The organism is Maribacter sp. 4G9 (assembly GCF_002742265.1).
Lineage (GTDB): Bacteria > Bacteroidota > Bacteroidia > Flavobacteriales > Flavobacteriaceae > Maribacter.
In genome coordinates this window covers 33,126-54,599 of sequence record NZ_MDGL01000039.1, presented here as the reverse complement: position 1 = coordinate 54,599, position 21,474 = coordinate 33,126, and the positions used below count along the sequence as shown (strand labels likewise).

Sequence of the window (21,474 nt, the reverse complement as noted above, 5' to 3'; positions counted from 1 at the left end):
CTGCTTTGGGCTTTACATGAAAAATGGTGCTTCGGTGTTTGTGGGGAGGGAGAAGAAAAAAAGGAAATCAAGACATTTAATGCTATGGTTTTGGGGGTATCGAAAAAAGAAGCGACCGGAGAAAATAACCAATTCGATATAGCTATTGTCCTAGCAATATTTAATCATATACCCCTATAATCAATGCTATATTCATATAATCATATATAGCAATGGTCATGTGGTCATGTGAGCATATGATGGTATTCACTTTGAAATAAAAATGCAACTCGCAAGTGCTTGGCTTAAAGGGCTCGAATGCCCGAAAGACAAGCTCTTGCATACCAACCGAGGAGGTTGGTGATTGCCTGCGACCTTGGAAGGGCAACTTACCAACTTCCGCAAGGGGTAAATATTTTGTTTCCAAAACAATCGATGAAAAAAATCAATCGTTTATTTATACTTTAATGAAGACTATCCTTATTAGAAGTGTATAATTCAATAGCCTTTAAATAATTCATAGATCCTTTCATAGTCATATCATTTACGAAGCCATCTAAGTCTCGATGATTATTCTTTATCCAATTAACTAACGAATCTTTGTTTTGATTCCAAACCTCCCAATTAACATCTATATAATCAAAGTCCTCAAGCCTTGAGATTTTATCTGAAATAAAGGAAACTCTGACCCTGTACACTAGAGGGTTGTTCCTTAAAAATTCATTTCTCAAATTCTCCTGGGCAACGGTTACAATAATATCATTATTCTTTTCTTTCAATTCAACAATTTCATAGGACGATTTAAATATGGAATCCCACTTAAAAAATTCATAAAAACTTTGATGGGTATAAGGTGTGACGAAATCTCCGCTAATTTGCGTGACACTATCATTTAGGATACCTCTTATTTCATCGTATTTGCCTGAATCAAAAGAATTGTAATATTTACTGACCGTATCTTTGTGATTCGGTTTTTGTTCGCTACACCCTATTAAGAAGTACAAAAGAAATAGTATGAGAATGGTGTTTTTCATTGATCGTTTTTTTGAACTTACAAATGTTCTTCGAAATTCATTCTTTTACCTAAAATTCTTACTACGTATATTTCACCAACATTATCAAATGAATAATAAATTACATGGCCTTTGAAATTATAGAACTTTAATCCGTGGGCAATTGGCGAAGCATCTCTGGCCAGTTCACCACGTGTTGCCAGTTCTTCCAAGAAATCTTCTAGCTCGGTCAAATAAGAAGCAGCCTGTTCGATACCGAAATACTTTATTCCGTACTTATAAATTCCAACGACATCAAATTGAGCCCTAGTGGAAAGATTATAGCTCCCCATTATCCACCTTCTTGATAATATCGCTTATTTTCAAAGGGCTTCGGCCACTTTGCATACCTTCATCTATAGCTTGTTTGAGTTCCATGAGTTTCATGTTCTCTGCCTGGTCCTTTCTGACCAGTTCACGGATGTATTCACTATCGTTTGTAAAATCCCCGTTTTCAACTCTGAGCTTAATCCAACTATCCTGTTGGTCCGTAAACGTTATTGACTTCCTAGTGGTTTGCATAAATAAAATAAATGGTGCAATATAGCAAATATTTGCACCACTTGATAATTATTTAATGGAAAAAATGAAATTTAAAACAAATATTAATTGTGGTGGATGTGTATCAAAAGTGACCCCATTCCTTGACAAGCAAGAAGGTATAAAAAACTGGGAAGTAGACACCGAAAAGCCTGATAAGATATTGACGAGTACAAGTGAAAACAAAGTGATCGAGACTTTAGGTAAAATAGGTTTTAAGGCAGAGCCTTTACAAGAAAATTAGATTTTACTCAAATTAAATTAAGCCTCTATTTTAAAATAGAGGCTTCCTTTTTTACAATATCAAGTTTTTGAAGACAGTAGTATAGTTTTTAAAACCGGCGAGTTATTCGAACCATTTCAAAAATTCAGTATAGTCTTGGAAAAGGTTGGTTTAAAAGAACTTCACTAACTGTAACGGTTGTCGCGGAACCCAATTAATGCATTTCCTTGTTATCCTTCTGGATATTCGGTACAAATTATTTAAAAAACATATGAGTTGGTTTCGTTCACAGATGTAGTTACCACATCAACAGATTAAAATTGCAATCCTATAAAGGAACATAAAAATTTGCTTTCCTAATTAATTCGTCATGAAAGCATTGTTTCTTTTAATCTCGATGGTAACAACAATCCAGATTTGCGCACAGCAGAGGTACAGGGGCATAATTTTAGAGGCCAATAGCGTTTGCGACTATTACCATCCGTCAGTCCAACCTTTTGATATTGGGCTTAAACGCAGATGAGGAGGGGAAAATTCGAATTTTCAGAGGAGGAGTTTGACTTTTTGGAAGTTTCAGCGGTGGGTTTTAAAACCATGAAGGTTGATTTTGATGAATTCCGCGACAAAGACTTTGTCCAAATAGAGTTGTCGCCAGAAATTCAACTTTTAGAGGAAGTAGTCCTTGTTGAAGATAAAAACCGTACTACTTTTTCCAACACCAAAAAAGTCTTCAATCTAGGTGCCGACTTGCAAAAGTCAGGGATGAGCGGTATCGAAGTTTTTGAGCTGGTTCCCGAGGTTCAGACGAATTTTTCTAATGGTGCAATATCCCTACGAGGCAGTGATAACGTCTCGGTTTAAACGGACAGCCAACCGCGCTTACTCCATACGAGGCAATTCAGCAGTTGCCGGCGTCTCGAATAGCAAAGGTCGAGATTATTACCTCTCCTTCTGCAAAATACAGGAGTGAAGGTATTTCAGGAATCATTAATGTTGTATTGTTGAAGAACAGAAACGCGGGACTTAACCTAAATGCGGAAACCTCGGTTGGTACTCGGCGGTATGGTGCAACTGTAAATGGGAACTATGCTTTTAACAACTTCAATTTTAGATGGAACAGCTCTTACAATTCGGCTAGAAAACTGGGCTTTCAGGACATTGAGCGAGATTTTTTGTTGGATGATACCCGGGAAAATATCTCCTCGCTCTATGTGCTTGATGGTGATGTATTGAGATTTGGCGATGGTGTGGACTTTACGTTCTATGAACGTCATCAATTCTCCATTTCTTCTGAATATTCAGATGATTCCCATACCAATAATATTGATTCCCATTTTTTTGACTTGGGGAACAGTTTTTCGCCATAGTTCTTTCTGCCTTGCACAACTTTAATCTGCCCCAATAGTTATAAATGTACTTGGTTTAAATTTTCAATAGTACAACTGTTTTTTTTTGTAAATATCATCTACTTTTTTGGCTAATTTCTCGTCATAATCATCATTATCCTCATCCCGCGTCTTTTGATCACTAAAAACAGGGTTAGCATTAATGCCAATCGCTATAACAATAGTTCCTTTTGGTTTACCGCTAATTGTTGATGTAAAAGTCTCTCCGCCAGTTATTAATTCACCAGACACGTATATCAAGGGATTTGAAAGTTATCCGAGGGACATTATCTTTTCTGCTCACCCAGCTATAACTTCCCGAAACAAAAAAGCGGCTAACATTGTTTTCTAATCTTCTTTTAATCATACTCTACTTGGTTAAAGGTGATGGAGCTTTATCCAACCAATATAAAAGATAGGGAACGTTAAAGGCATGGGTCCATCCAAATACTCTCAATCCCTGGTTAATTTCCCAATTGGTAAAACCCTTATTGCTTTTGGGAAGGTTGGAAACTTTCAATAATTCTTCATTGTAGGATTCCACACTATCGAACTCGCTGCTTTCTTTTGGAAGCTTTTTTACCTTAAGCATTTCGGCCCTTGCCAATGCTTCATCCAAAAATACTTGGTGACCACTAAATTCATAACCTATCAATAGAGGATGGATAGTGGCAAGATATGATTCCATTTCATGGTTTAAAGGCGGTACGTCCCTTACCCAACTGGCATGTTTAAGAAGCGCTTTTTTAATACGTTCTTCACCTGTAAGTTGATAATATTTGTATAAACCCTGTACAACATAGGTTTGACTATATCCGTACCTATCCAAGAGTAAGTTTCCTCCCTGTTCCTTTTGCAATGTCAACATCAAATCTACCCTTTCGTCCAGCTCCTTTTTATATTTGTCCAGCTTGGTGGCATCGTACAACTCGACAAGATTGAGCACGGACAGGTACAATCTTCGTCCCCTTAAGTCGTGTTCTCCCCATATACGTTTTAAATAGCTGTCACCGGTCATCTTTGCAACTTCTAAAGCGCGATGATCCCCAGAAATGTAGTAGGATGCAATCCATCCCTGAATCCAAACATGGGCACTCAAAAGGGCATGCCAATGTTCGTTTGCATGCCTTCGACCAATTCCCAAATAAGGGGTGGATTCAGGTTCATCTTCAAAATCCCAAAAATCTATAGCATCGTTTATCTCACCTAGATAGTATCTTTTTTTTGGCCAATGAACATTATCAACATCCATCGTATGCTTACTCATGGCTTCGGCCATGTGATAGAATTCGGCTTTTCCAGTTCTCATAAAGTTGGTCCAAAGCATAAAGTCGACAGTAGGTTCATTATTTGTCCATTGAACCCATTTGTTTTTGAAGAAATACGTTTTTCCATCACCATAGTCAAACATTCCATACCAAGGTTGTTTTCTTTGATTGAATGCCCACCACTCGTATTTGTATTGTAGACTGTTTTCAAATTCTAAATGTTTATCAGAATAGGGCGCCATGTTGCCATAGACCTTTGATGCTGTATACCATTCAGGTGAAACACGGGCTACTGGACTATTGATAACGTAATCCATCTTTTGGTTAATAGCTCCATCAGTTTGATTCGTGTGAAAATAGTAAAGGAACTCTGTTGTCTTTGTAATGCCCTGTGCAAAATTACCGAGCATTTGACCGTCCAATTCGGTATCTTTTCTAGCAAAGTTCATAGGCCCATTTTCTAGGGGCCAGATATTTCCTTTCAGTATTTTTGAGCTTGGGTCCACTTCGATTCCCTTGGGATATTCCTTCAAGAAATTCTTGATTCCTATACTTATTCCCTTGGTCCCATCAGAAACATTGATCCATCCTTTGGCCCTTTGTGATTCGGTCATAACCTCCTTGCCTTGGGAGACCGTTGCCCTGAACGCATTTTTATCCGTGGAAGTTTCATTTGCATTATTTCTTTTTTTTGATTTTCCCGTAAACAAACTTCTTGCACTTTCTCCTTTATTTCTCTTTGGGCCTTTTTGTAACAAGCTTATTTTTTTATTGGTATTGAGTTTTTCTATTTTTTCCGTGAATGATGGCGCATCCCAATTTCCTTCAAACAAAGGCATCGAAACTTCAGTCTTTTCATCTAAATGGTATTTTAATTGTAAGCCGCAAGCTGCAATTTGGTCGTTCGGCTGTGTCCACCCAGGATCATCTGCGGTATCTTCGGATAAAATTTCCTTGTTTTGCGTCGCAATATTGGCGTGTTCGCCTTTTTGTCTCTTGTGCTTATCTGGAATACCGGTATAAGTCATTGTATGTAAAACTTTTACAAATGATTTTCCTACATAAGTATGCAACCTAATTGTAAACGGGGACAGATTGTTGTCCGCCCTTCCATAAACATAGGTGCCTTCAACCCTAAATATCTTGTGCATGGGACCTGAACCTTTCTCCCTGAACACCTCGTTTATGACAGCTTTTGAAATATCGATACCAGAATCGTCCAATATATCAAGAAAGGTTCCTCTATTGTCCTTCGGAGAAGAAGCTATGAGTTCATTGTCCTCGAATTTTCCATTTTGATTGGAATCCAAATAAACCTCGTCCAAAAATCCATTTCCCAATTTGTTCAAGGAAAACGATAATGGTCCTGTATTTACTTTGATACCACCACGGGGGCGCATGTTGTTCGTGGAAATTATCCGCTCTTTTGGCATCATAGCCACAATATCTGCACCGTACTCCAGTATATAATCGGATTCTGTTTCTGAAAAGAAAAACACCCATATCCATTTTATACTTTCATCAGCTGGTTCCCAAGTTGATACTTCTGTAGTTTGGCAAAGTATCTCATTACCATTTGAATTTAATAGGCGAACATTATCTATAGAATACAGTTCTCCTTTTGGAAAAGGAATTCCCAGTGTTATGGGCGCACCTTCCACATTGTTTTCAATCGTGATTTCGAGTTTTTTCGTTTCCGAAGCAAATCCGTTTAAAAACGCACAAATCAATATCAACAGTATTGTGTTCTTCATTTATAGTATCTTTTGATCAACACTACGTATTTCCATATAAGGAATACGGTGTTATAAAATTATTGTTCTTGTTTTATTTTTTCTATGTTTTGAAAACATAAACTTGCTGCCCCTAAAATTGCAGATTCGGCTAATTCCGATAGCTCAATTTTTAAGTCCTTTATTTGTTCGGGATAGGCAAATGAATCTATTGTCTTATGCATGCATTCTTGGAAAAAAGAATAAGCCTTGCTTATAGAGCCCCCTAAAATGATGGCTTCGGGTGCCAATAGATATAAAATGGTATTAACAGCCTGACCTAAATGTTTACCAAATTCAGAAAAAGCCTTCAAGGCAACATCATTATCTTGTTTTGCCAAATCATGAATTTCTTTAGCACTCAACCCATAGTTTTCGGTGAAAAAAAAGCTGCTTGAGTAATGCTCTAAAATACTGCCCTTATAAGGTACCATGCCTATTTCCCCCGCACCGGAAAGAACACCGTTATAAATTTTTCCATCAATAATAATTCCCATACCCAACCCTGTACCAATAGAGAGACCAACATAGTTTTTGTGTTGCTTTCCCTTTCCAAAAAGTCTTTCACCCATAACAAAGCAATTGGCATCGTTGTTTATATAAACCGGAATGCCATAATGCTCTTCCAGAATTTTCTTAAGGTATACTTCTTTCCAAGCCGGGATATTCTGAACATCATAAACGATTCCCCTTAATGAATCAACCACGGCAGGCACTCCAACACCTATTGCCTCTGTATTATCAGAAATCAGGCTGTCTACACATTCAAATAGACGGTCAAGAGTCTGTTTTTCAGAATCTTCTTTGTCGACCCCAATATAAAACTGGTTTGTAGTCAATCCCTCTTTTACTACACCAGCATTGATTTTGGTTCCTCCTATGTCCACACCAAGCACTTCCATATTATTGATTGCCCTGCTTAATTTTTAACTGAATGGTCTTGTTTTTTACCAGTGGATTTGCAAAAAAGCCAATGGACAAAATAAATGCCAAAGGAATGAGCAAAAAGAACATCCCCGTTTTAAGACTTGTAATCTCTCCCAAAGCGCCTACTAAAAATGGAATAACCGCTCCACCGGCAATTCCGGTACATAAAATTCCTGAAAGGGATCCGTGATTTTCCTTGACTGAGTTAAGTGCCAAGGAGAATATGATGGACCACATTACCGAGATAAAGAAACCTATTGCGGGAAAGGCAAAAAGCGCAACCTCGGTACCACCGGTAAGTGCCAAAATCAAAAAAATCATTGTGATAGCAGTGGCACCTATCAAAAGTTTTCTGCTATCCATGATCTTCAACAATAGTAAACCTAGTAGACAGCCTACGGTAAGCATAGCCCAAAAATAGGCCACCGTATCTGCGCCAACAGTTTGGGCATCCAAACCATGGTATTGACTAAGAAACTGGGAAATCCAATTACCTACACCTTGTTCGGTTCCCACATAGCAGAATATGCCAAAAAAGAACAGAATAGTCCATTTGTTCTTAAGAAGGCTGAAATACGACTCTTTATCTCCTGCAACCTCATCTTCTTTCTTTTCATATTTCGGGTATTTAGTAAAAAAGACCACGGCCAAAAGAAATATGGTAATCACTGAAAAAATCATATAGAGCCCTACCCAAGGTAAATTTTCAGGGACCAGACTCCTTATAAAACTTGCCAAACCCGTTTCATTGGAATTCGTATCTATTACGTATTTGTACAAAAATGGACTCAAGAAAGAAGCCAGCCCAAATACCAATTGTGCCAAAACAGAGTTAAAGGCAAAATGTTCCTCACCACCCGCAACCCTTAGCATTGGGTTAATTATTACCTGCAATACTGCCATACAACTTCCCAAAGAAAACAACGTGATACTGAAAACCACATAACCCGGAAAAAATGCAAAACCCAAGGAGGCCAAGGCCATAAATAAAAATGACAGTGACAATAGGGTTCTGTCGCTATATTTTTCAGATAAAAAACCAGCTGGAATGGACATTACCCCATACGCTATAAAAAAGGCGAAAGGGAGAAGACCGGTCATTGTTAAACTAAGATCAAAACTGTTCTTTACATCTACAATTATTGAATTGAGTATATTGGTAATAAAAGAGATGACAAAGAATACCAACATGACCAAGGCTATGATACGGTAGTACTTTTTTGAAGTTGTTTTTTTTTTTTTGCTATCCATTATTCGTTTGGCTGTTTATTGGCTTTGGAAGTTATTTTTTACCGACCATTGGAAATAATTGTTTTATTTCCTCATCTGTTGGTTGCTTTCCATATTCGCACACTTCAAAAAATTCCACATGCTTTACGTCTGACATGTCAGCTTCGGGATACCACTTCTTTATTGCTTTTGTATCAATTTCGTTCCATGTTCTTTCTTTTGCCCATCTATTTTTCAACCAGTTGAAACGTTCAGTTTTGCCTTCTGGGATTGTACTCATATCCGCACCGCTCACCCAGGGCAGCCATTCGAACATTTGGGAGTCATGTGCTGCCAACGCTTCGACCTTTGTATCGATAACTTCATCCACTACTACGGCAATATCTTTTGAAAATGGATAGGGCTTCTGAAAACGGTCGTTCATATATAAGAAAACCGGATTCTTTTTTAATGGTGGCGTGTCAGGTGTAACATTTGGTACAATAACAAGGTACGCTGCATCTTGAACTGCAATGCCTGCATTTCTATGATCTGGGTGATAGTCATTAGGACGAAGCCCCAAAACAATGTCCGCATCCCACTCGCGAATTTTACGGATTACTTGATGTCTAACGTTCAACGTAGGAATCAATTCTCCATCATGGTTATCCAGAACATCATATTCAACTCCAAGAATTTCACCTGCTTTTTTGGCTTCGGCACGTCTTCTTTTACCCAGCGCACCGCCTCCTTGCGATTGATGACCCGCATCACCATTGGTCAAAGAAACGAATTTTACTTTATGACCCATTTTTGCGAACAGGGCAGCAGTACCTCCAAATTTAGAGTCACAATCATCGGGATGCGCCCCAATGGCAATAATGTTCAATACTTTCTTCTCCTGTGCCTGTATCAAAAATCCAGTACACATACATACAATTATTAAAAGTTTTTTCATTGTTTGATTCTTTTATTTACGAATTTGATTTTAGTTGTTGACTATCATCTTTTATGAAAGCATAAGCAGGCAAAATCTTAGTAAAGGGTGACTAATCAAATTCAATTAACTACAACTAATTATCGTTTTGAATAAAATCTGGGTTTATATCCATCTCTCGTTGTGGTATAAAAAACAGGTTTCTGATGTCGCCTGCTTCAATAACCCCTGATTCTGCTTCAATCAATTTTTCGACCACCACACCGAATCTTTTCAAATCTGGCCATCGATGATTTTCAAAGGCCAATTCAACTTGCCTCTCATCAAGAAGTTTCTCTTCAAATGAACCTGGCGTGCTGGCATCGATCGGGTCAAGACCTGCTCTATTTCTGACTTGATTTATCAAACCATAGCTTTCCGTTGATTCTCCTAAGGCTTCGGCCAGCATAAACAGCACATCTGCATACCTAAATACCACAAAGTTTATATCTGAATCATTTTCAGTGGGTGGATCGCTTTCATACTTTCTTACATAATTCTGAACAATAACTTCATCATCCACATTGATCCATTCAGTTCCCATGGAGATTTCGAATCTTAGGTCGCCCACCTCGTAAGCATTTTCCAAAGTTGCAGTAGGCCTATTTCTTCCAAAACCTTGACCGGTTTGTAAATCTGAACTTGGTGAAAAATCATTTGTAAATGCACTCCCCTGTCCAATACCTCCACTTATAAATTGTACTTCAAATATGGATTCGGCATTGTTCTCATTTGCTGCACCCCATAAATCTGCATAGTTGGGAACCAATTCATAATTATAATCGCTGATTATTCTGCGTAAAACAGTTTCAGCATCAGAGTCTTGACCTATGGTAAGCAATACTTTTGCCAATAAAGTGGCCGCAGCCCCCTTCGTGGCCCTACCTACATCACTTGCAGGGTAGGAAACAGGCAAATTTGATTCAGCAATTGCCAAATCCAAGACCAATTGTTCATACACCGTACTTGCATCTACCTGAACCAATTCATCTCCTGGAATAAAAGGAGTGAGTTGCAAGGGAATGTTCCCGAAGGCAACTGCCAAATGGTAATACATAAGAGACCTTAAAAAGAGTGCCTCACCAATAATCTGGTTCTTCAATGTCGCTTCTATTTCTATGGGTTCTATTCTGTCCAAAATAAAGTTACAATTGGCAATGACCCTATAAGAACCACTCCATCCTGCATCTATTTGCTCATTCAAAGGATCTTCGGTAAATGCATTTATTTCGGTGAACTGTCTTGCCAGTCCCGTGGCATCAGGTCCCTGATCGGTATTGTCCGAGCGCATTTCGAACATGGTCCAATACGCTCTTCCGTAGACTCCATCATCTTGTAGCCCAGCATAGCTCGAATTAAGGGATGCAGCAAAATCATCGGCCGTATTGAAAAAATCGGCTTCATTTCTGTTCGAGATCGGAGCTAACTCCGTAAAACCTTCGCTGCAGGCTGAAATTACGCTCAGCGTTACTAGTAATATGATTATTTTTTTCATCTTCTACAGTTTTTAATTAAAAGGTTAAGTTGACACCCATAGTGATTGACTTGGTCAAAGGATAAGCCCCATAATCTTCCCCTGGAGTTAAACTATTGGTAGAAATATTGCTGACCTCTGGGTTATATCCCAAATAGTCCGTAATTGTGAATAGGTTGGTACCTGTTATATAGAACCTTAATCTATCTATACTATTTCCAAAAAGTTTATCAGTTGGTATTGAATAACCCAACGTAACATTTCGTAATCGAATAAAAGAACCGTCCTCTACTTGAAAGGAAGAAGGCCTGTTATTGTTACCATGGTTTCCTGTTTGCCTGTCCGCTCTTGGAATGCTTCCATTACCCGGCTCAGATTCTGACCTCCATCTATTGTTGAATACGGCATACGAATTAAAGTTTGCCTCTCCATTCTTTAGGTGTCTTGCGGTAAGGTTCAATATCTCATTGCCTTCTACACCTTGAATCAAAAAGCTAAAGTCGATTCCTTTAAAACTTAGCCTATTGTTTATCCCCCAAGTAATATCGGGAAAGTAACTACCGATTACGGTTCTATCATCCGGGGTTATTTGACCATCGCCATCTACATCTTTAAACCTGAAATCTCCAGGAGAAGGGTCAGGTGCTTGCGTATCCACTGGAGCAGCATCAATCTCTGCTTGATTCTGGTAGATACCATCTACCACGTAACCAAAATAGCTTCCAATGGGATCCCCAACGCGGGTAACATGTCTTACCCCTGCACTACCGGCCGAGAAAATTGGCTCGTTATTTTCGTTGAGTGATAATACTTCATTTTTATTGGTCGAAAGATTAAAGTCCGTATCCCATGAAAAATCACCCACAAAGTTTTTAGTTCGCAATGCTATCTCAAAACCACTATTCTCAACTTCACCTAAATTCTGTAATGTGGTTTGAAAACCTGAAACAGAAGAAATACTCACATTCAACAACAAGTCTGACGTTTTTGTGGTATAGTAGTCTGCCAACAGAAATATTCTATTGTCCAATAACCCCAGTTCAAGACCAATGTTCGTTTGCTGGGATCTTTCCCATGTCAACTCTGGATTGGGAATCGTGGACTGTATCAATCCGTTGATTTCATTTCCACCAAGATTATAATTGTCTGGTGATAACAATCCAATGGCCCCGTAATTCGGTATTTCAAAGTTTCCGGTTTCTCCCCAACTAAATCTTAGCTTAAGCTCAGAAATTGCTTCTATCGATTGGAGGAAGTCTTCTTCGTTTAAACGCCACCCTGCAGAAAAAGATGGGAAATAACCTGTTTGATTATTGGAGCCAAAACGTGAGGATTTATCTGAACGAATCGTTCCGGTAAAAAGATACTTATCCTTAAAACTGTAATTCATTCTAAATAACGCAGAGGCCAGACTCCATTGTTCTTTAATTGCGTTACCCGCAAAAACCTGCCCCCCACTTATAGTTGGCACCAAATCATCTGGAAAGTTATCCGCCAAGACTTCCTTGATGGTGATGTTATCTTTTTGAGCTGTGTAACCAAGTACTGCATTAAAGAAATGGTTTCCGATTTCTTTTTCCCAATTCAAGGTATTTTCCCATACCCAGTTTACTTCGGTAGATGATGTGGCTTGTGCATAGGATTCACCTTCAGTTGCATTTCTGTACAGTAAAGTATTTCCCCTAAAAAAATCTTGATTGAACAGATTTACATAGGTACCACCGAATGTCCTGAACGTAAGCTCTGGTAAAATGTCGTAGGACAGTGCTAACGATGCCCTAGTTTGAAATTGAAATATTTCATCATCGATGGCTTCTGTAATTGCCAATGGATTACTGGCTGTGGTCGTACCGCCACCCAGATAGGACTGATTGTTCAATTGGTTGATCGTACCATCTGGATTAAAGGGAGCTACTGTGGGAGACTGTACAATTGCAGAATATACAATACCTGGAGGCCTTGCAAAATAAGGTGCCGAAGCAGGTACCCTTTGGTTTTCCGTAATTGTTGGAGCAACTCTTAAATCAAGATTCAATTTCTCCGTTAATTGAGAATTTAGATTCAATAGCAAGTTATATCTGTCAAAATTCGATTTCTCCAAAATCCCTTCTTGGGTAAAATAGCTGGCCGAAGCAAAAAAACTTGTCTTGTTTTGTATCGGCGAAGCGTATGAAAAATTATAGCTCTGGGTTATACCTGTTTTGAAAATCAGATCTTGCCAATCGGTATCCGTACCGTCCCAATTAAGAAAAGATTCGGGCATTTCAAAGTTCACATTACCTCTGTCACCCTCACCAATAGGGTCGTTGATTGAAGCCCCTTCCACTGAAGAAAGGTAATTGTTATTCCTAGCGTCCCTAGTAAAATCGATGAGTTCTTGCGAGTTCATTAAATCGATTTTATTTGCTACGGTTTGAATACTAAAAAAAGAGTCGAAGGAAAATTTTCCCTTATCAGTAGTTGAGCCTTTTTTTGTTGTGATCAATAGCACTCCGTTTCCACCCCGTGACCCATAAATCGCAGCTGCAGATGCATCTTTCAGCACTTGTATGGATTCTATATCGTTTGGATTTAATGTAGCCAACGGGTTTACTGGTGGGGGTTGAAAACTTGCACGCCTTCTTGAAACGCCTCCTATAACTGATGTGGTGAGATTCCTAGATATAGGGATTCCATCGATAACGAACAATGGGTCGTTACCTGCTGAGATGGAACCTGAACCCCTAACCCTGATATTTGGAGCTGCCCCGGGTTCCCCGGATACTTCTTGAACCTGAACACCGGCAACTTGACCAATTATAGCGGCCTCAGGTGATAATGCCGGTACTTCAACAATAGATTCCGAATCAATTGATATAACGGATCCCGTGACCCTCTTTTTTGCCAAAGTACCATAACCGACCACAATGACTTCATCCAACTGGGCCGCATCGGGTTCTAAGGTTATGGTAAAAGAAGTTTCGCTTCCTATTGTGATTTCCTGTGTTCGAAAGCCTATGTAAGAGGCCACCAAGGTTGTTCCTCCTTCGGGAACGACTAGTCCAAAGTTTCCGTCAAAATCAGTGATGGTACCAACATTGGTACCTTTGACCCAAATGGTGGCACCCAACAATGGAACCCCATTATTATCTAGAATGGTACCCGCAATTGTGGTTTGTAATATCTCAATCTCATCATTCTTTGTCTTATTGACTTTCGGAATTTCTTTTTTGACCTCCCTATGTTTAATTACGATTTGTTTGGCCACGATTTGGTGGTTTACATCCATATCTGCAAACAATTCTTGAAGGAAATCATCGATACAGGTGTTGGCCACATCTATGGAAATCTTTTTGTTGATATTGATTTCCGAAGCCTCATAGAAGAAGTTATAACCGCTTTTTTTGGCTATTTCATCAAAGACTTTTTTCAATTCAACATTCTTAAAACTTACAGTGACCGTGTCATTTTGCTCGCAAGTAGCTGCTTGGGCACCTGCAAAACAAAGCATGACGATACAAAGTAGGCAAACTTTGATCGGCCAGTTGATTTTGGTAATTGATAAATAATTTTTCATTTATACCCAGTTTAAGTTAGTATTTGTTTAAATCTCTCTATTTTGTTTCCATAGGCCTTGTATCATTAAGGGTTATCAATTGTTAGTGTGTTTCCTTCCATTGAATATGAAAAGCTGGTATGCGCTTGCATGGTCTTTAATATATCATCAATATTCTCATCTTTGAATCGTCCACTATACCTCAATTCATCCAACTTTTCATAGTTGTTTTTGATGCTGATATTGAACCTTCGTTCCAATTTTCTTAATATGATATTGATATTCTCTTTCTCAAATACAATGATACCGTCTATCCAAGCGATACGATTTTTCACATCCACTTCATCAACTGCCAAATCATTGCCTGCTTTTTCCTTTATTGCTCTTTGATTTGGAACTATAATTCTTGATGACGTATGGGTGTCTTTTGGATTGTTATCAAATACCTCAACCGATCCCTCAACGAGTGTAACCTCTTCGAATGTCTCATTTTTGTATGCCGAAACGTTGAATTCTGTTCCCAACACTTTGGTTGACAAGCCATCTGCATTCACAATAAATGGAACATTGGATTTGGCAACCTTGAAGTATGCTTCACCCACTAGTGATACCTGTCTTGATTTGAAACCATTAAAAGCATTGGGATATGTGAGTTTTGACCCTGAGTTCATATATACTTGCGATCCGTCGGCCAATTGAACTTGAAAAGTTTTGCCGTTCGGTACATGTATGGTATGATATTCTGGAATTCTCGACTCCTTACCGGTTCCGTACTGCAATGATCCGTTATCTTTTAAAAAGATTGAGTTATTGTCATAAGTGAAGTTCTCTTGATTTTCGAGAGAAAGAAACCTTGATGCACCATCATTTATTTCAAGCGTTAAAATGGAATTCTCCAGTACATAATTGCCTGATTGACCTTTAAACAAATAAACAAAGGCCGTTGAAGCCAAGATTCCAATAAAAATGGCTGCATATTTTAAGAAACTGGAGTACGCTTTTTTTCTTTTTGGCTTTGTGACTATTGATAAGACGGAAAGCTGTTTCTCAATAACTGATGAATTGAAACTATACTTGACCCAGACTTCAGTTTTCAAGTAACCCTCTAAATAAGCCCTGTTTTCCGAATCCTTTATCCATTCAATAAGAAAGGTCTTCTCATCTTCAGTTGCTTGGTCATCAAGAAATTTTGAAATGATGACATCTATGTTGCTGTGATTCTTCAATTAATTAAGATTTTCTTATAGATTAGACTTAAAAAAAAATGATAACCCCTACTTTTTTTTCTTCTTTTTTGAAGAAACCTTGAATTAATCGTAAAATTTTAGTAAAATGAAGGAAAAATATTATTATTGATTAAGGGTATTCTTTAATCGTAGCATTGCTTTCGATATGTGGACCTCTACTGTCTTCACGGAAATATTCAACTGCAAGGCAATTTCTTTGTATTCCAGTCCCCCTTTTTTTGCCAATAAAAAGACTGTTTTGCACTTTTTGGGCAGCCTTTCAATTTCTCGGTTGAGTAGTTTCAATCTCCTTTCGGTCTCTTCGGGGTCTTTTTCCATAAGATTCATCATTGCGGTATATTGCAAGTCTTTCATTAAGCCGAGCTCCTTTACATTCCTTTTCTGTAAATCCTTGTAGAGATTGTATGCCATTTTGAACAAGTATCGCTTAATATTATCCTTAATAACCAATTTTTTACGCCTGTCCCAAAACTTGATAAAGGTTTGCTGTACAATTTCTTGTGCCAGATTCTGGTTGCCGCAGATAACTGAGATGTAACTGTTCAATTCATCGAAGTAACAGTTAAAAACATGTGTAAAAGCTGGCATAACACCCTCTTTTAAATCCCCTAAAAGTATTTCTTTGTTGCAGTACTTGTTCTTTTCCATTTTTTTGTTCTTTGCGGTTATACCAAAACTGAAAGTTTATCGGCAGCAAGAATTTCCCTCCTTACAAAGGATGCGCGCTTTACTTTGTCATTCTGAAGTTCAAAAATTGCAATTGCGTGGATGGTTTTACCATTGTCAAAACCTTCAATAACCTGTGATTCAACAACTATGTTATCATTGACCATTCTATTGAAAGTGGTCACAAAAAGTTCTTTGTTTTCACTAAATCTTTTACGGTATACTGCTCTGGCATCTTCAATTCCAGAACATAAACAGTGCTGTGATTCAAATAAGTAAGATGTAAACTCGGGATGCATGAACCCAATGAACTTTTCCAAATCCCTCTCATTATATGCAGCCATGAACCTATGTATAATTTTACCTGCTTTCATTTACCTTACAATTTTCTGTCAATTACATACCTCGCCTCCTCTACCTGACTTGTATCACCCGACAAATCCCTCCATCTATAGCGTTTGGAAAACTCGTGGGATTTACCTTCAACTATATCTGCGGCCATAGCACCTAATATCGGGGCCATTTTCAGTCCATGCCCACTCCCTCCTGTACTGACCGACAATCCTTTTATTTCAGGGTGATTATCAATCCAAAAATGCCCATCCAAGGTATCTATGTAAAGACATCTTCTTGTGAAGACCAATGGTGCATCGATCAATTCGGGGAATGTCATTTTAACAAAAGAGCGCATATCCGATACTTCTGAATCGGTAATTTGTCGATCATCCTTTTCGGGATGAACCGGGGTACCGTTAGAATGTTTTGCAATTTTTACAATGCCTTGTTTTTCCAAAAATGGAAAACCGTACCATCCCGAATTTGAAATATCAGCGGTGAATACGGAGAATTTTGGGGGAATGAAATTATTTCGGTTTTTAGGTCTGAGCCAGAATACTGGATGCCCTGTGGATTTCATATAGGGATGAAGTTCCGGGAGCAGCAATGGTGTTTGTGCCCCAGCAGCAACAAGGGCATGACCACACTTAAAAGTATGGCCCTCTTTTGTCTTTACCGCTGTAAGTACGCTGTTTTTAATCTGAAAGCTATCTGCGGTTTGTCCTTCATGAATTTCAACTCCCAACGATCGTGCATAATCAGCCAATGTTTGCACCGTTAATGCCGATTCGGCATATCCTGCTTTTCTATTGAAGTTTGCATCAATATATTCCGATGTGTTTACTGCTGGAAAACGCTTTTTGATACTTTCTGCATCCAAACGATCTGGCTCGTATCCGGCGTCCAGTAAATTTTGATAACTATGCTTTTCAAAAGTGTGTTTTTCACTTTCAATGCTATCCTTGCAAAGCATTAAAAAACCGACTTCATGATATAGTTTTTCATTAAAAAAATCGTTCCATTCATGCCAAATGTCTATTGACATCTCAACCATCTTAAAGTATTCCATATCGGAACCATATTCCATTCGGACCGCTTTGGTCACATCAGTAGACGCTGCCAAGTGGTGTGGAATGGTATCTGGATTGATCAAACCCACGCTGTATTTTCGCTTTGCTAATTCAACTGCTGCGGTAATTCCATAGATTCCACCTCCTACAATAAGGACATCATACTTTTTCATAGTTCTTTTTTACTTTGTTATCTGTTTTGCTCCAGTCAGCAATTTTTTCCAAAAAGACGATACAACTTCGTAATTGGCCCACTTCAATATATTCATCCGCTCTATGACCTTGTTCCATGCTTCCTGGTCCACAAACCACTGTTTCAAAACCTGACTGGGAGAAATAACCTGCTTCGGAAGCAAAAGAAACCGCATTGATTGAGGTATTTCCGCTAAAAGAATTCACGAGCTTTACGATTTCCGAATTTTTTGAAGTATCAAGCCCTGGCACTATTGAAAATTGAGCACTGGTGTTAATATTAAAATCAGGAAATTCTTCTTGCTTTTGGTCAATACGCTTTTTACAGAACGCTTCAAAAGAACCCAAAATATCTTCCACTGCGTCAGATGGAACATTCCGAACGTCCCACTCAAACTCACATTTGTCGGCAACAATATTGACTGAAGAACCCCCTTTGATTGTACCAATATGAAGAGTTGTATGTGGAGGTTTAAAACGTTCATCAAAATTTCGTTGTTCAATAAATCCATCCATTTTTGCCAAAAGCCACTGGACCAAATAGGTAGCTTCTTCTATGGCACTAACACTTTTTCTTACTTCGGAACTGTGTGCGGCACTACTAAAAACTGTTGTCTTAAAAAAAGCTGCCCCTTTTTCTGCATTTACCGTCTGCATGGATGTAGGCTCCCCAATAATGGCAAAACGTGGTTTTTCCTTGTACTTTGATTTAACAGATTGAAGTAGTTCACTAGTGGCCAAACAGCCAACTTCTTCATCGTATGAAAAGGCCAGATAGATAGGTTTTTTTAATACTGTCCTTTTAAAATGGGGAATTATGGCTAGGCAGCATGCCAAAAAACCTTTCATATCCGAAGTGCCCCTACCATAGAGTTTATCTCCGATTTGGGTCAACGAAAAACCAGGTTTTGTCCAAGGTTGGGCATCAATAGGTACTACATCCATATGTCCCGATAAAATGATTCCTCCATCCACTTCTGGTCCTATGCGACAATGAATGCTCATTTTGTTTTCAGCGGTGTCGCGTACCTCATAATATTCAATATCGTTTTCCTTTAATATACCCGTTATATATCTTGCAATCGATAGGTTGCTTTCGCCACCAATGATTGAAAACGAAATCAAATCTTTAAGAATTGAAATGGTACTTTTTACTTTATCGTTTGTTTCTTCTCTCATTATATTTTTAAGTATTCAAAAGACCATTTATTAAAATGATAAGCAGTGCCAGAGGCAATATCCATAGCAGAATGATTTTCCAATACGCCCCGATCTTTAGCGTTTTTGATTCGGCAGTAAGATGTGACCTCAGTTTAGTAAAGCCAATAATGTGTCCTGCGAATACCACTATGAGTAATCCGCTTAATGGCAACAATAGGCTACTCGTTGTATAATCCAAGGTTTCAAAAACCGTTTTCCCGAATAGCAGCAATGGATTATCCGCATAAGAAAAAACTGCCAAGATTGCTATCACTGTGATGCAACCGATCACAAATAACAAAGCAATCGTATCGGATAAGGAATATTTATCCTTGAACGTATCCTTTAAGCCTTGTATGCATGAGATAAGTGAGGTAAATCCAGCCAAAAACAACAGTAGAAAGAATAATGCGCCAACTGCCCAGCCGTGTTCCAATTGATTGAAAACAGTGGCCATTGTAACAAAAATTAGATTTGGTCCTGAATCAGGTTCAAGATTAAAACTAAAAATGGCTGGAAACAGCATGAGTCCCGCAAGAAGTGCGAAAAATGTATCCGCTAAAACTATCCATGTAGTGCTTTTTACAAGATTCTCATTTTTATGGGTATAACTTCCAAAAACAAATGCTACCGCCATACCAACTCCTACCGAAAAGAAAAGTTGCCCCAAAGCACTCATAACTATCGGAAAATTGATTTTGGAGAAATCGGGGGACAAAAGCCAATGATACCCTTCAGAAGCACCATTTAAAGTAGCGGCCCAAATACACAAACCTACCATAAGAACAATCAATCCGAACATCATTCCTTTGGAATAGCGTTCCAAACCAGCTTTTAAACCTTGACGTACAACAAAGAATACGATGAACATAATGATAAGAATAACCGCAATGACAGTTAGTAAGTTTGAAGCCACGATATCAAAATGTCCAGAAATTTTATTGATCGGTAGTTCAGAGATTTTGCCCGATAAGCATTCCCATAGATAAATTGCTATCCACGCCATGATCATGATATAGAATCCCATTATTAAAATACAAGCGATTGTTCCTAACCAACCGACTCCATTCCATTGGGATTTCTTGGCCATCTTTCCGAAACCAATTAGTATTGTGGTATCGGACATACGGCCCAAGGCAATTTCTATGGTCAAAATAGGAATGCCAATTAAAAACATTAAAACAAGATAGACCAATATGAATGCAGCGCCCCCTCCTTCACCAGCCACATAAGGAAAGCGCCAAATATTCCCCAACCCTATCGCAAACGCTGAGGTTGTGATGATAAAAGAAAACTTGTTGCTCCACCTATTTTTAGACATTTTATAAAGGACGCTTTAGAAGTTTATACTTCGTTATAATAAATCAAGTTGCTTGGTAGGAACCTCAAAACTTCTGAAGTGGTATTAGGTATGATAAGATGGGATTTAACACAATTTAAGAAAAAATATAATAAATGCAATATTAATGTGGTAATTTAAAAAAAAGCAATATTAATAATTATTATATAACACAGTTCTTGGTAATGTATTTTGTATATTTTTGTCCTCATAGCCTATGAAAACAATAAACCGTATTGACTTATCCAAACTTTCAAAAAAGAGAAGGTTGGTTATCCAATACGCTTTGGATTATCCAGATAAGGTTGTATTGATGCGAATGGAGGAGCTGGGAGATAAGCTGGGCGTTAATCCAGCAACCATAGTAAAAGCTTGCAAGGCTATAGGCCTAAATGGTTTTTATGAATTGAAGGAGCTTTTAAAGGATGAGGTACAGCTAACTAGGGTAGATTCAGTTTTTAGTGGAATGATCAAAGAGGTACGCGCTCACTCTAACCCACAAAAGGTTGCCCAAGATGCGATACTGGGAGACATAATGATGCTCCAGAAAACTTACGATACTATTAATTTTGAGGTGATTGAAAAAATAGCCAACGCAATAATCGCCTCAAAACAGACTTACATTATCGGGTTGGGCCATATTGGCTTGGTAGCCAATTATATGGAGCGGATATGCAGATCGGCAGTTCCCCAAATACATGCCAGCACTGAATACCACGGCGAACTATTCTTGAACATGGCCCATTTCTCCAAAGGCGATGTTGTCTTGGCAATTTGCCTCGACAAATGCCAAAACCAGACTATTAAGGCGCTTAAACTTGCCAAAATGGAGAAAAAATCAACAACTATTTCAATAGTGGACAGTGATTTATCTCCTTTAATTGAATATAGCGACTACCATATTACCATTAACAGTTCAAATAGTTTTTACTTTGGCAGTATGGTAGGGGCGTATTGTATTGTAAACGCTATTTTTTATAGCATTGCCAATATTCTTAAGCCCGAGACGGTTTCGCGGTTCAAATTTTTTAGAACGATGTCAGAAAAAGATAACGTGTACAAAATATAACCACTTAAAAGTTAC

At 38.4% G+C, this 21,474-nt stretch carries 20 protein-coding genes; 4 read left to right on the top strand and 16 right to left on the bottom strand.

Annotated elements, in window-relative coordinates; translation table 11 throughout:
• Positions 1-443: 443 nt before the first annotated feature.
• From BFP75_RS05580 to BFP75_RS05570, 3 genes are read right to left on the bottom strand one after another with little or no spacing between them, the layout of a single operon-like run.
• Positions 444-1,013 (bottom strand): hypothetical protein, encoded by a 570-nt coding sequence (locus BFP75_RS05580; protein ID WP_099544120.1) that lies wholly within the window; start codon positions 1,011-1,013, stop codon positions 444-446.
• Positions 1,014-1,030: 17 nt separating this feature from the next.
• Positions 1,031-1,324 (bottom strand): type II toxin-antitoxin system RelE/ParE family toxin, encoded by a 294-nt coding sequence (locus BFP75_RS05575; protein ID WP_099544118.1) that lies wholly within the window; start codon positions 1,322-1,324, stop codon positions 1,031-1,033.
• Positions 1,311-1,553: a type II toxin-antitoxin system ParD family antitoxin gene (locus tag BFP75_RS05570; protein ID WP_099544117.1), complete on the bottom strand. Its 243-nt coding sequence runs from the start codon at positions 1,551-1,553 to the stop codon at positions 1,311-1,313. The genes BFP75_RS05575 and BFP75_RS05570 overlap by 14 nt, the downstream gene beginning before the upstream one ends.
• 55 nt (positions 1,554-1,608) lie before the next feature.
• Here BFP75_RS05570 and BFP75_RS05565 point away from each other — a divergent pair, with 55 nt between their 5' ends.
• The 3 genes from BFP75_RS05565 (at position 1,609) to BFP75_RS05555 (ending at position 3,161) form a co-directional block, all read left to right on the top strand.
• The gene (locus BFP75_RS05565) at positions 1,609-1,815 is read left to right on the top strand and encodes a heavy-metal-associated domain-containing protein (protein ID WP_099544115.1); all 207 of its coding nucleotides are present in this window, start codon (positions 1,609-1,611) and stop codon (positions 1,813-1,815) included.
• Between the two features lie 498 nt (positions 1,816-2,313).
• Positions 2,314-2,655 carry a hypothetical protein gene (locus BFP75_RS05560; protein WP_099544113.1) on the top strand — a complete coding sequence of 114 codons (342 nt, stop codon included), beginning with the start codon at positions 2,314-2,316 and terminating at the stop codon, positions 2,653-2,655.
• 140 nt (positions 2,656-2,795) lie between these two features.
• Entirely contained in the window at positions 2,796-3,161 is a 366-nt protein-coding gene (locus BFP75_RS05555; protein WP_123803333.1) for a hypothetical protein, read from the top strand.
• Positions 3,162-3,224: 63 nt separating this feature from the next.
• Here the strand turns inward: BFP75_RS05555 and BFP75_RS05550 are convergent, their stop codons facing one another.
• The 13 genes from BFP75_RS05550 to BFP75_RS05490 form a co-directional block, all read right to left on the bottom strand.
• On the bottom strand, positions 3,225-3,431 hold the full coding sequence (locus tag BFP75_RS05550; protein ID WP_099544110.1) for a hypothetical protein: 207 nt from the start codon (positions 3,429-3,431) through the stop codon (positions 3,225-3,227).
• Positions 3,432-3,549: 118 nt separating this feature from the next.
• Positions 3,550-6,201 carry a hypothetical protein gene (locus BFP75_RS05545; RefSeq protein WP_099544108.1) on the bottom strand — a complete coding sequence of 884 codons (2,652 nt, stop codon included), beginning with the start codon at positions 6,199-6,201 and terminating at the stop codon, positions 3,550-3,552.
• Positions 6,202-6,260: 59 nt separating this feature from the next.
• Entirely contained in the window at positions 6,261-7,121 is an 861-nt protein-coding gene (locus BFP75_RS05540; RefSeq protein ID WP_099544107.1) for an ROK family protein, read from the bottom strand.
• A gap of 1 nt (position 7,122) precedes the next feature.
• Positions 7,123-8,397 (bottom strand): MFS transporter, encoded by a 1,275-nt coding sequence (locus tag BFP75_RS05535; RefSeq protein WP_099544105.1) that lies wholly within the window; start codon positions 8,395-8,397, stop codon positions 7,123-7,125.
• A 31-nt stretch (positions 8,398-8,428) separates the two neighbouring features.
• Positions 8,429-9,313, bottom strand: coding sequence for a PIG-L deacetylase family protein (locus BFP75_RS05530; RefSeq protein ID WP_099544103.1), 885 nt, complete (start codon positions 9,311-9,313; stop codon positions 8,429-8,431).
• 115 nt (positions 9,314-9,428) lie between these two features.
• The gene (locus BFP75_RS05525) at positions 9,429-10,826 is read right to left on the bottom strand and encodes a RagB/SusD family nutrient uptake outer membrane protein (RefSeq protein WP_099544102.1); all 1,398 of its coding nucleotides are present in this window, start codon (positions 10,824-10,826) and stop codon (positions 9,429-9,431) included.
• Between the two features lie 16 nt (positions 10,827-10,842).
• Complete coding sequence (locus BFP75_RS05520; protein ID WP_099544101.1) at positions 10,843-14,361, bottom strand: SusC/RagA family TonB-linked outer membrane protein; 3,519 nt, start codon at positions 14,359-14,361, stop codon at positions 10,843-10,845.
• Between the two features lie 65 nt (positions 14,362-14,426).
• Positions 14,427-15,566: a FecR family protein gene (locus BFP75_RS05515; RefSeq protein ID WP_099544099.1), complete on the bottom strand. Its 1,140-nt coding sequence runs from the start codon at positions 15,564-15,566 to the stop codon at positions 14,427-14,429.
• A 123-nt stretch (positions 15,567-15,689) separates the two neighbouring features.
• Positions 15,690-16,235 carry an RNA polymerase sigma factor gene (locus BFP75_RS05510; protein ID WP_099544097.1) on the bottom strand — a complete coding sequence of 182 codons (546 nt, stop codon included), beginning with the start codon at positions 16,233-16,235 and terminating at the stop codon, positions 15,690-15,692.
• A gap of 17 nt (positions 16,236-16,252) precedes the next feature.
• A complete protein-coding gene (locus BFP75_RS05505; RefSeq protein WP_099544095.1) occupies positions 16,253-16,627 on the bottom strand; it encodes a nuclear transport factor 2 family protein in 375 nt (124 codons plus the stop codon).
• Positions 16,628-16,632: 5 nt separating this feature from the next.
• Complete coding sequence (locus tag BFP75_RS05500; protein ID WP_099544093.1) at positions 16,633-17,832, bottom strand: NAD(P)/FAD-dependent oxidoreductase; 1,200 nt, start codon at positions 17,830-17,832, stop codon at positions 16,633-16,635.
• Positions 17,819-19,030, bottom strand: a complete 1,212-nt coding sequence (argE, locus tag BFP75_RS05495) for an acetylornithine deacetylase (RefSeq protein ID WP_099544090.1) — start codon at positions 19,028-19,030, stop codon at positions 17,819-17,821. The genes BFP75_RS05500 and argE overlap by 14 nt, the downstream gene beginning before the upstream one ends.
• Before the next feature lie 7 nt (positions 19,031-19,037).
• Positions 19,038-20,372, bottom strand: coding sequence for a sodium-dependent transporter (locus BFP75_RS05490; RefSeq protein ID WP_099544088.1), 1,335 nt, complete (start codon positions 20,370-20,372; stop codon positions 19,038-19,040).
• Positions 20,373-20,607: 235 nt separating this feature from the next.
• Here BFP75_RS05490 and BFP75_RS05485 point away from each other — a divergent pair, with 235 nt between their 5' ends.
• Positions 20,608-21,459, top strand: a complete 852-nt coding sequence (locus tag BFP75_RS05485) for a MurR/RpiR family transcriptional regulator (protein ID WP_099544086.1) — start codon at positions 20,608-20,610, stop codon at positions 21,457-21,459.
• Positions 21,460-21,474: the final 15 nt, after the last annotated feature.

Excerpts from the sequence above, each read along its gene's own strand:
- BFP75_RS05580 (WP_099544120.1), bottom strand. The coding sequence starts at position 1,013 with ATGAAAAACACCATTCTCATACTATTTCTTTTGTACTTCTTAATAGGG.
- BFP75_RS05575 (WP_099544118.1), bottom strand. The coding sequence starts at position 1,324 with ATGGGGAGCTATAATCTTTCCACTAGGGCTCAATTTGATGTCGTTGGA.
- BFP75_RS05570 (WP_099544117.1), bottom strand. The coding sequence starts at position 1,553 with ATGCAAACCACTAGGAAGTCAATAACGTTTACGGACCAACAGGATAGT.
- BFP75_RS05565 (WP_099544115.1), top strand. The coding sequence starts at position 1,609 with ATGGAAAAAATGAAATTTAAAACAAATATTAATTGTGGTGGATGTGTA.
- BFP75_RS05560 (WP_099544113.1), top strand. The coding sequence starts at position 2,314 with ATGAGGAGGGGAAAATTCGAATTTTCAGAGGAGGAGTTTGACTTTTTG.
- BFP75_RS05545 (WP_099544108.1), bottom strand. The coding sequence starts at position 6,201 with ATGAAGAACACAATACTGTTGATATTGATTTGTGCGTTTTTAAACGGA.
- BFP75_RS05540 (WP_099544107.1), bottom strand. The coding sequence starts at position 7,121 with ATGGAAGTGCTTGGTGTGGACATAGGAGGAACCAAAATCAATGCTGGT.
- BFP75_RS05535 (WP_099544105.1), bottom strand. The coding sequence starts at position 8,397 with ATGGATAGCAAAAAAAAAAAAACAACTTCAAAAAAGTACTACCGTATC.
- BFP75_RS05530 (WP_099544103.1), bottom strand. The coding sequence starts at position 9,313 with ATGAAAAAACTTTTAATAATTGTATGTATGTGTACTGGATTTTTGATA.
- BFP75_RS05525 (WP_099544102.1), bottom strand. The coding sequence starts at position 10,826 with ATGAAAAAAATAATCATATTACTAGTAACGCTGAGCGTAATTTCAGCC.
- BFP75_RS05520 (WP_099544101.1), bottom strand. The coding sequence starts at position 14,361 with ATGAAAAATTATTTATCAATTACCAAAATCAACTGGCCGATCAAAGTT.
- BFP75_RS05510 (WP_099544097.1), bottom strand. The coding sequence starts at position 16,235 with ATGGAAAAGAACAAGTACTGCAACAAAGAAATACTTTTAGGGGATTTA.
- BFP75_RS05505 (WP_099544095.1), bottom strand. The coding sequence starts at position 16,627 with ATGAAAGCAGGTAAAATTATACATAGGTTCATGGCTGCATATAATGAG.
- BFP75_RS05500 (WP_099544093.1), bottom strand. The coding sequence starts at position 17,832 with ATGAAAAAGTATGATGTCCTTATTGTAGGAGGTGGAATCTATGGAATT.
- argE (WP_099544090.1), bottom strand. The coding sequence starts at position 19,030 with ATGAGAGAAGAAACAAACGATAAAGTAAAAAGTACCATTTCAATTCTT.
- BFP75_RS05490 (WP_099544088.1), bottom strand. The coding sequence starts at position 20,372 with ATGTCTAAAAATAGGTGGAGCAACAAGTTTTCTTTTATCATCACAACC.
- BFP75_RS05485 (WP_099544086.1), top strand. The coding sequence starts at position 20,608 with ATGAAAACAATAAACCGTATTGACTTATCCAAACTTTCAAAAAAGAGA.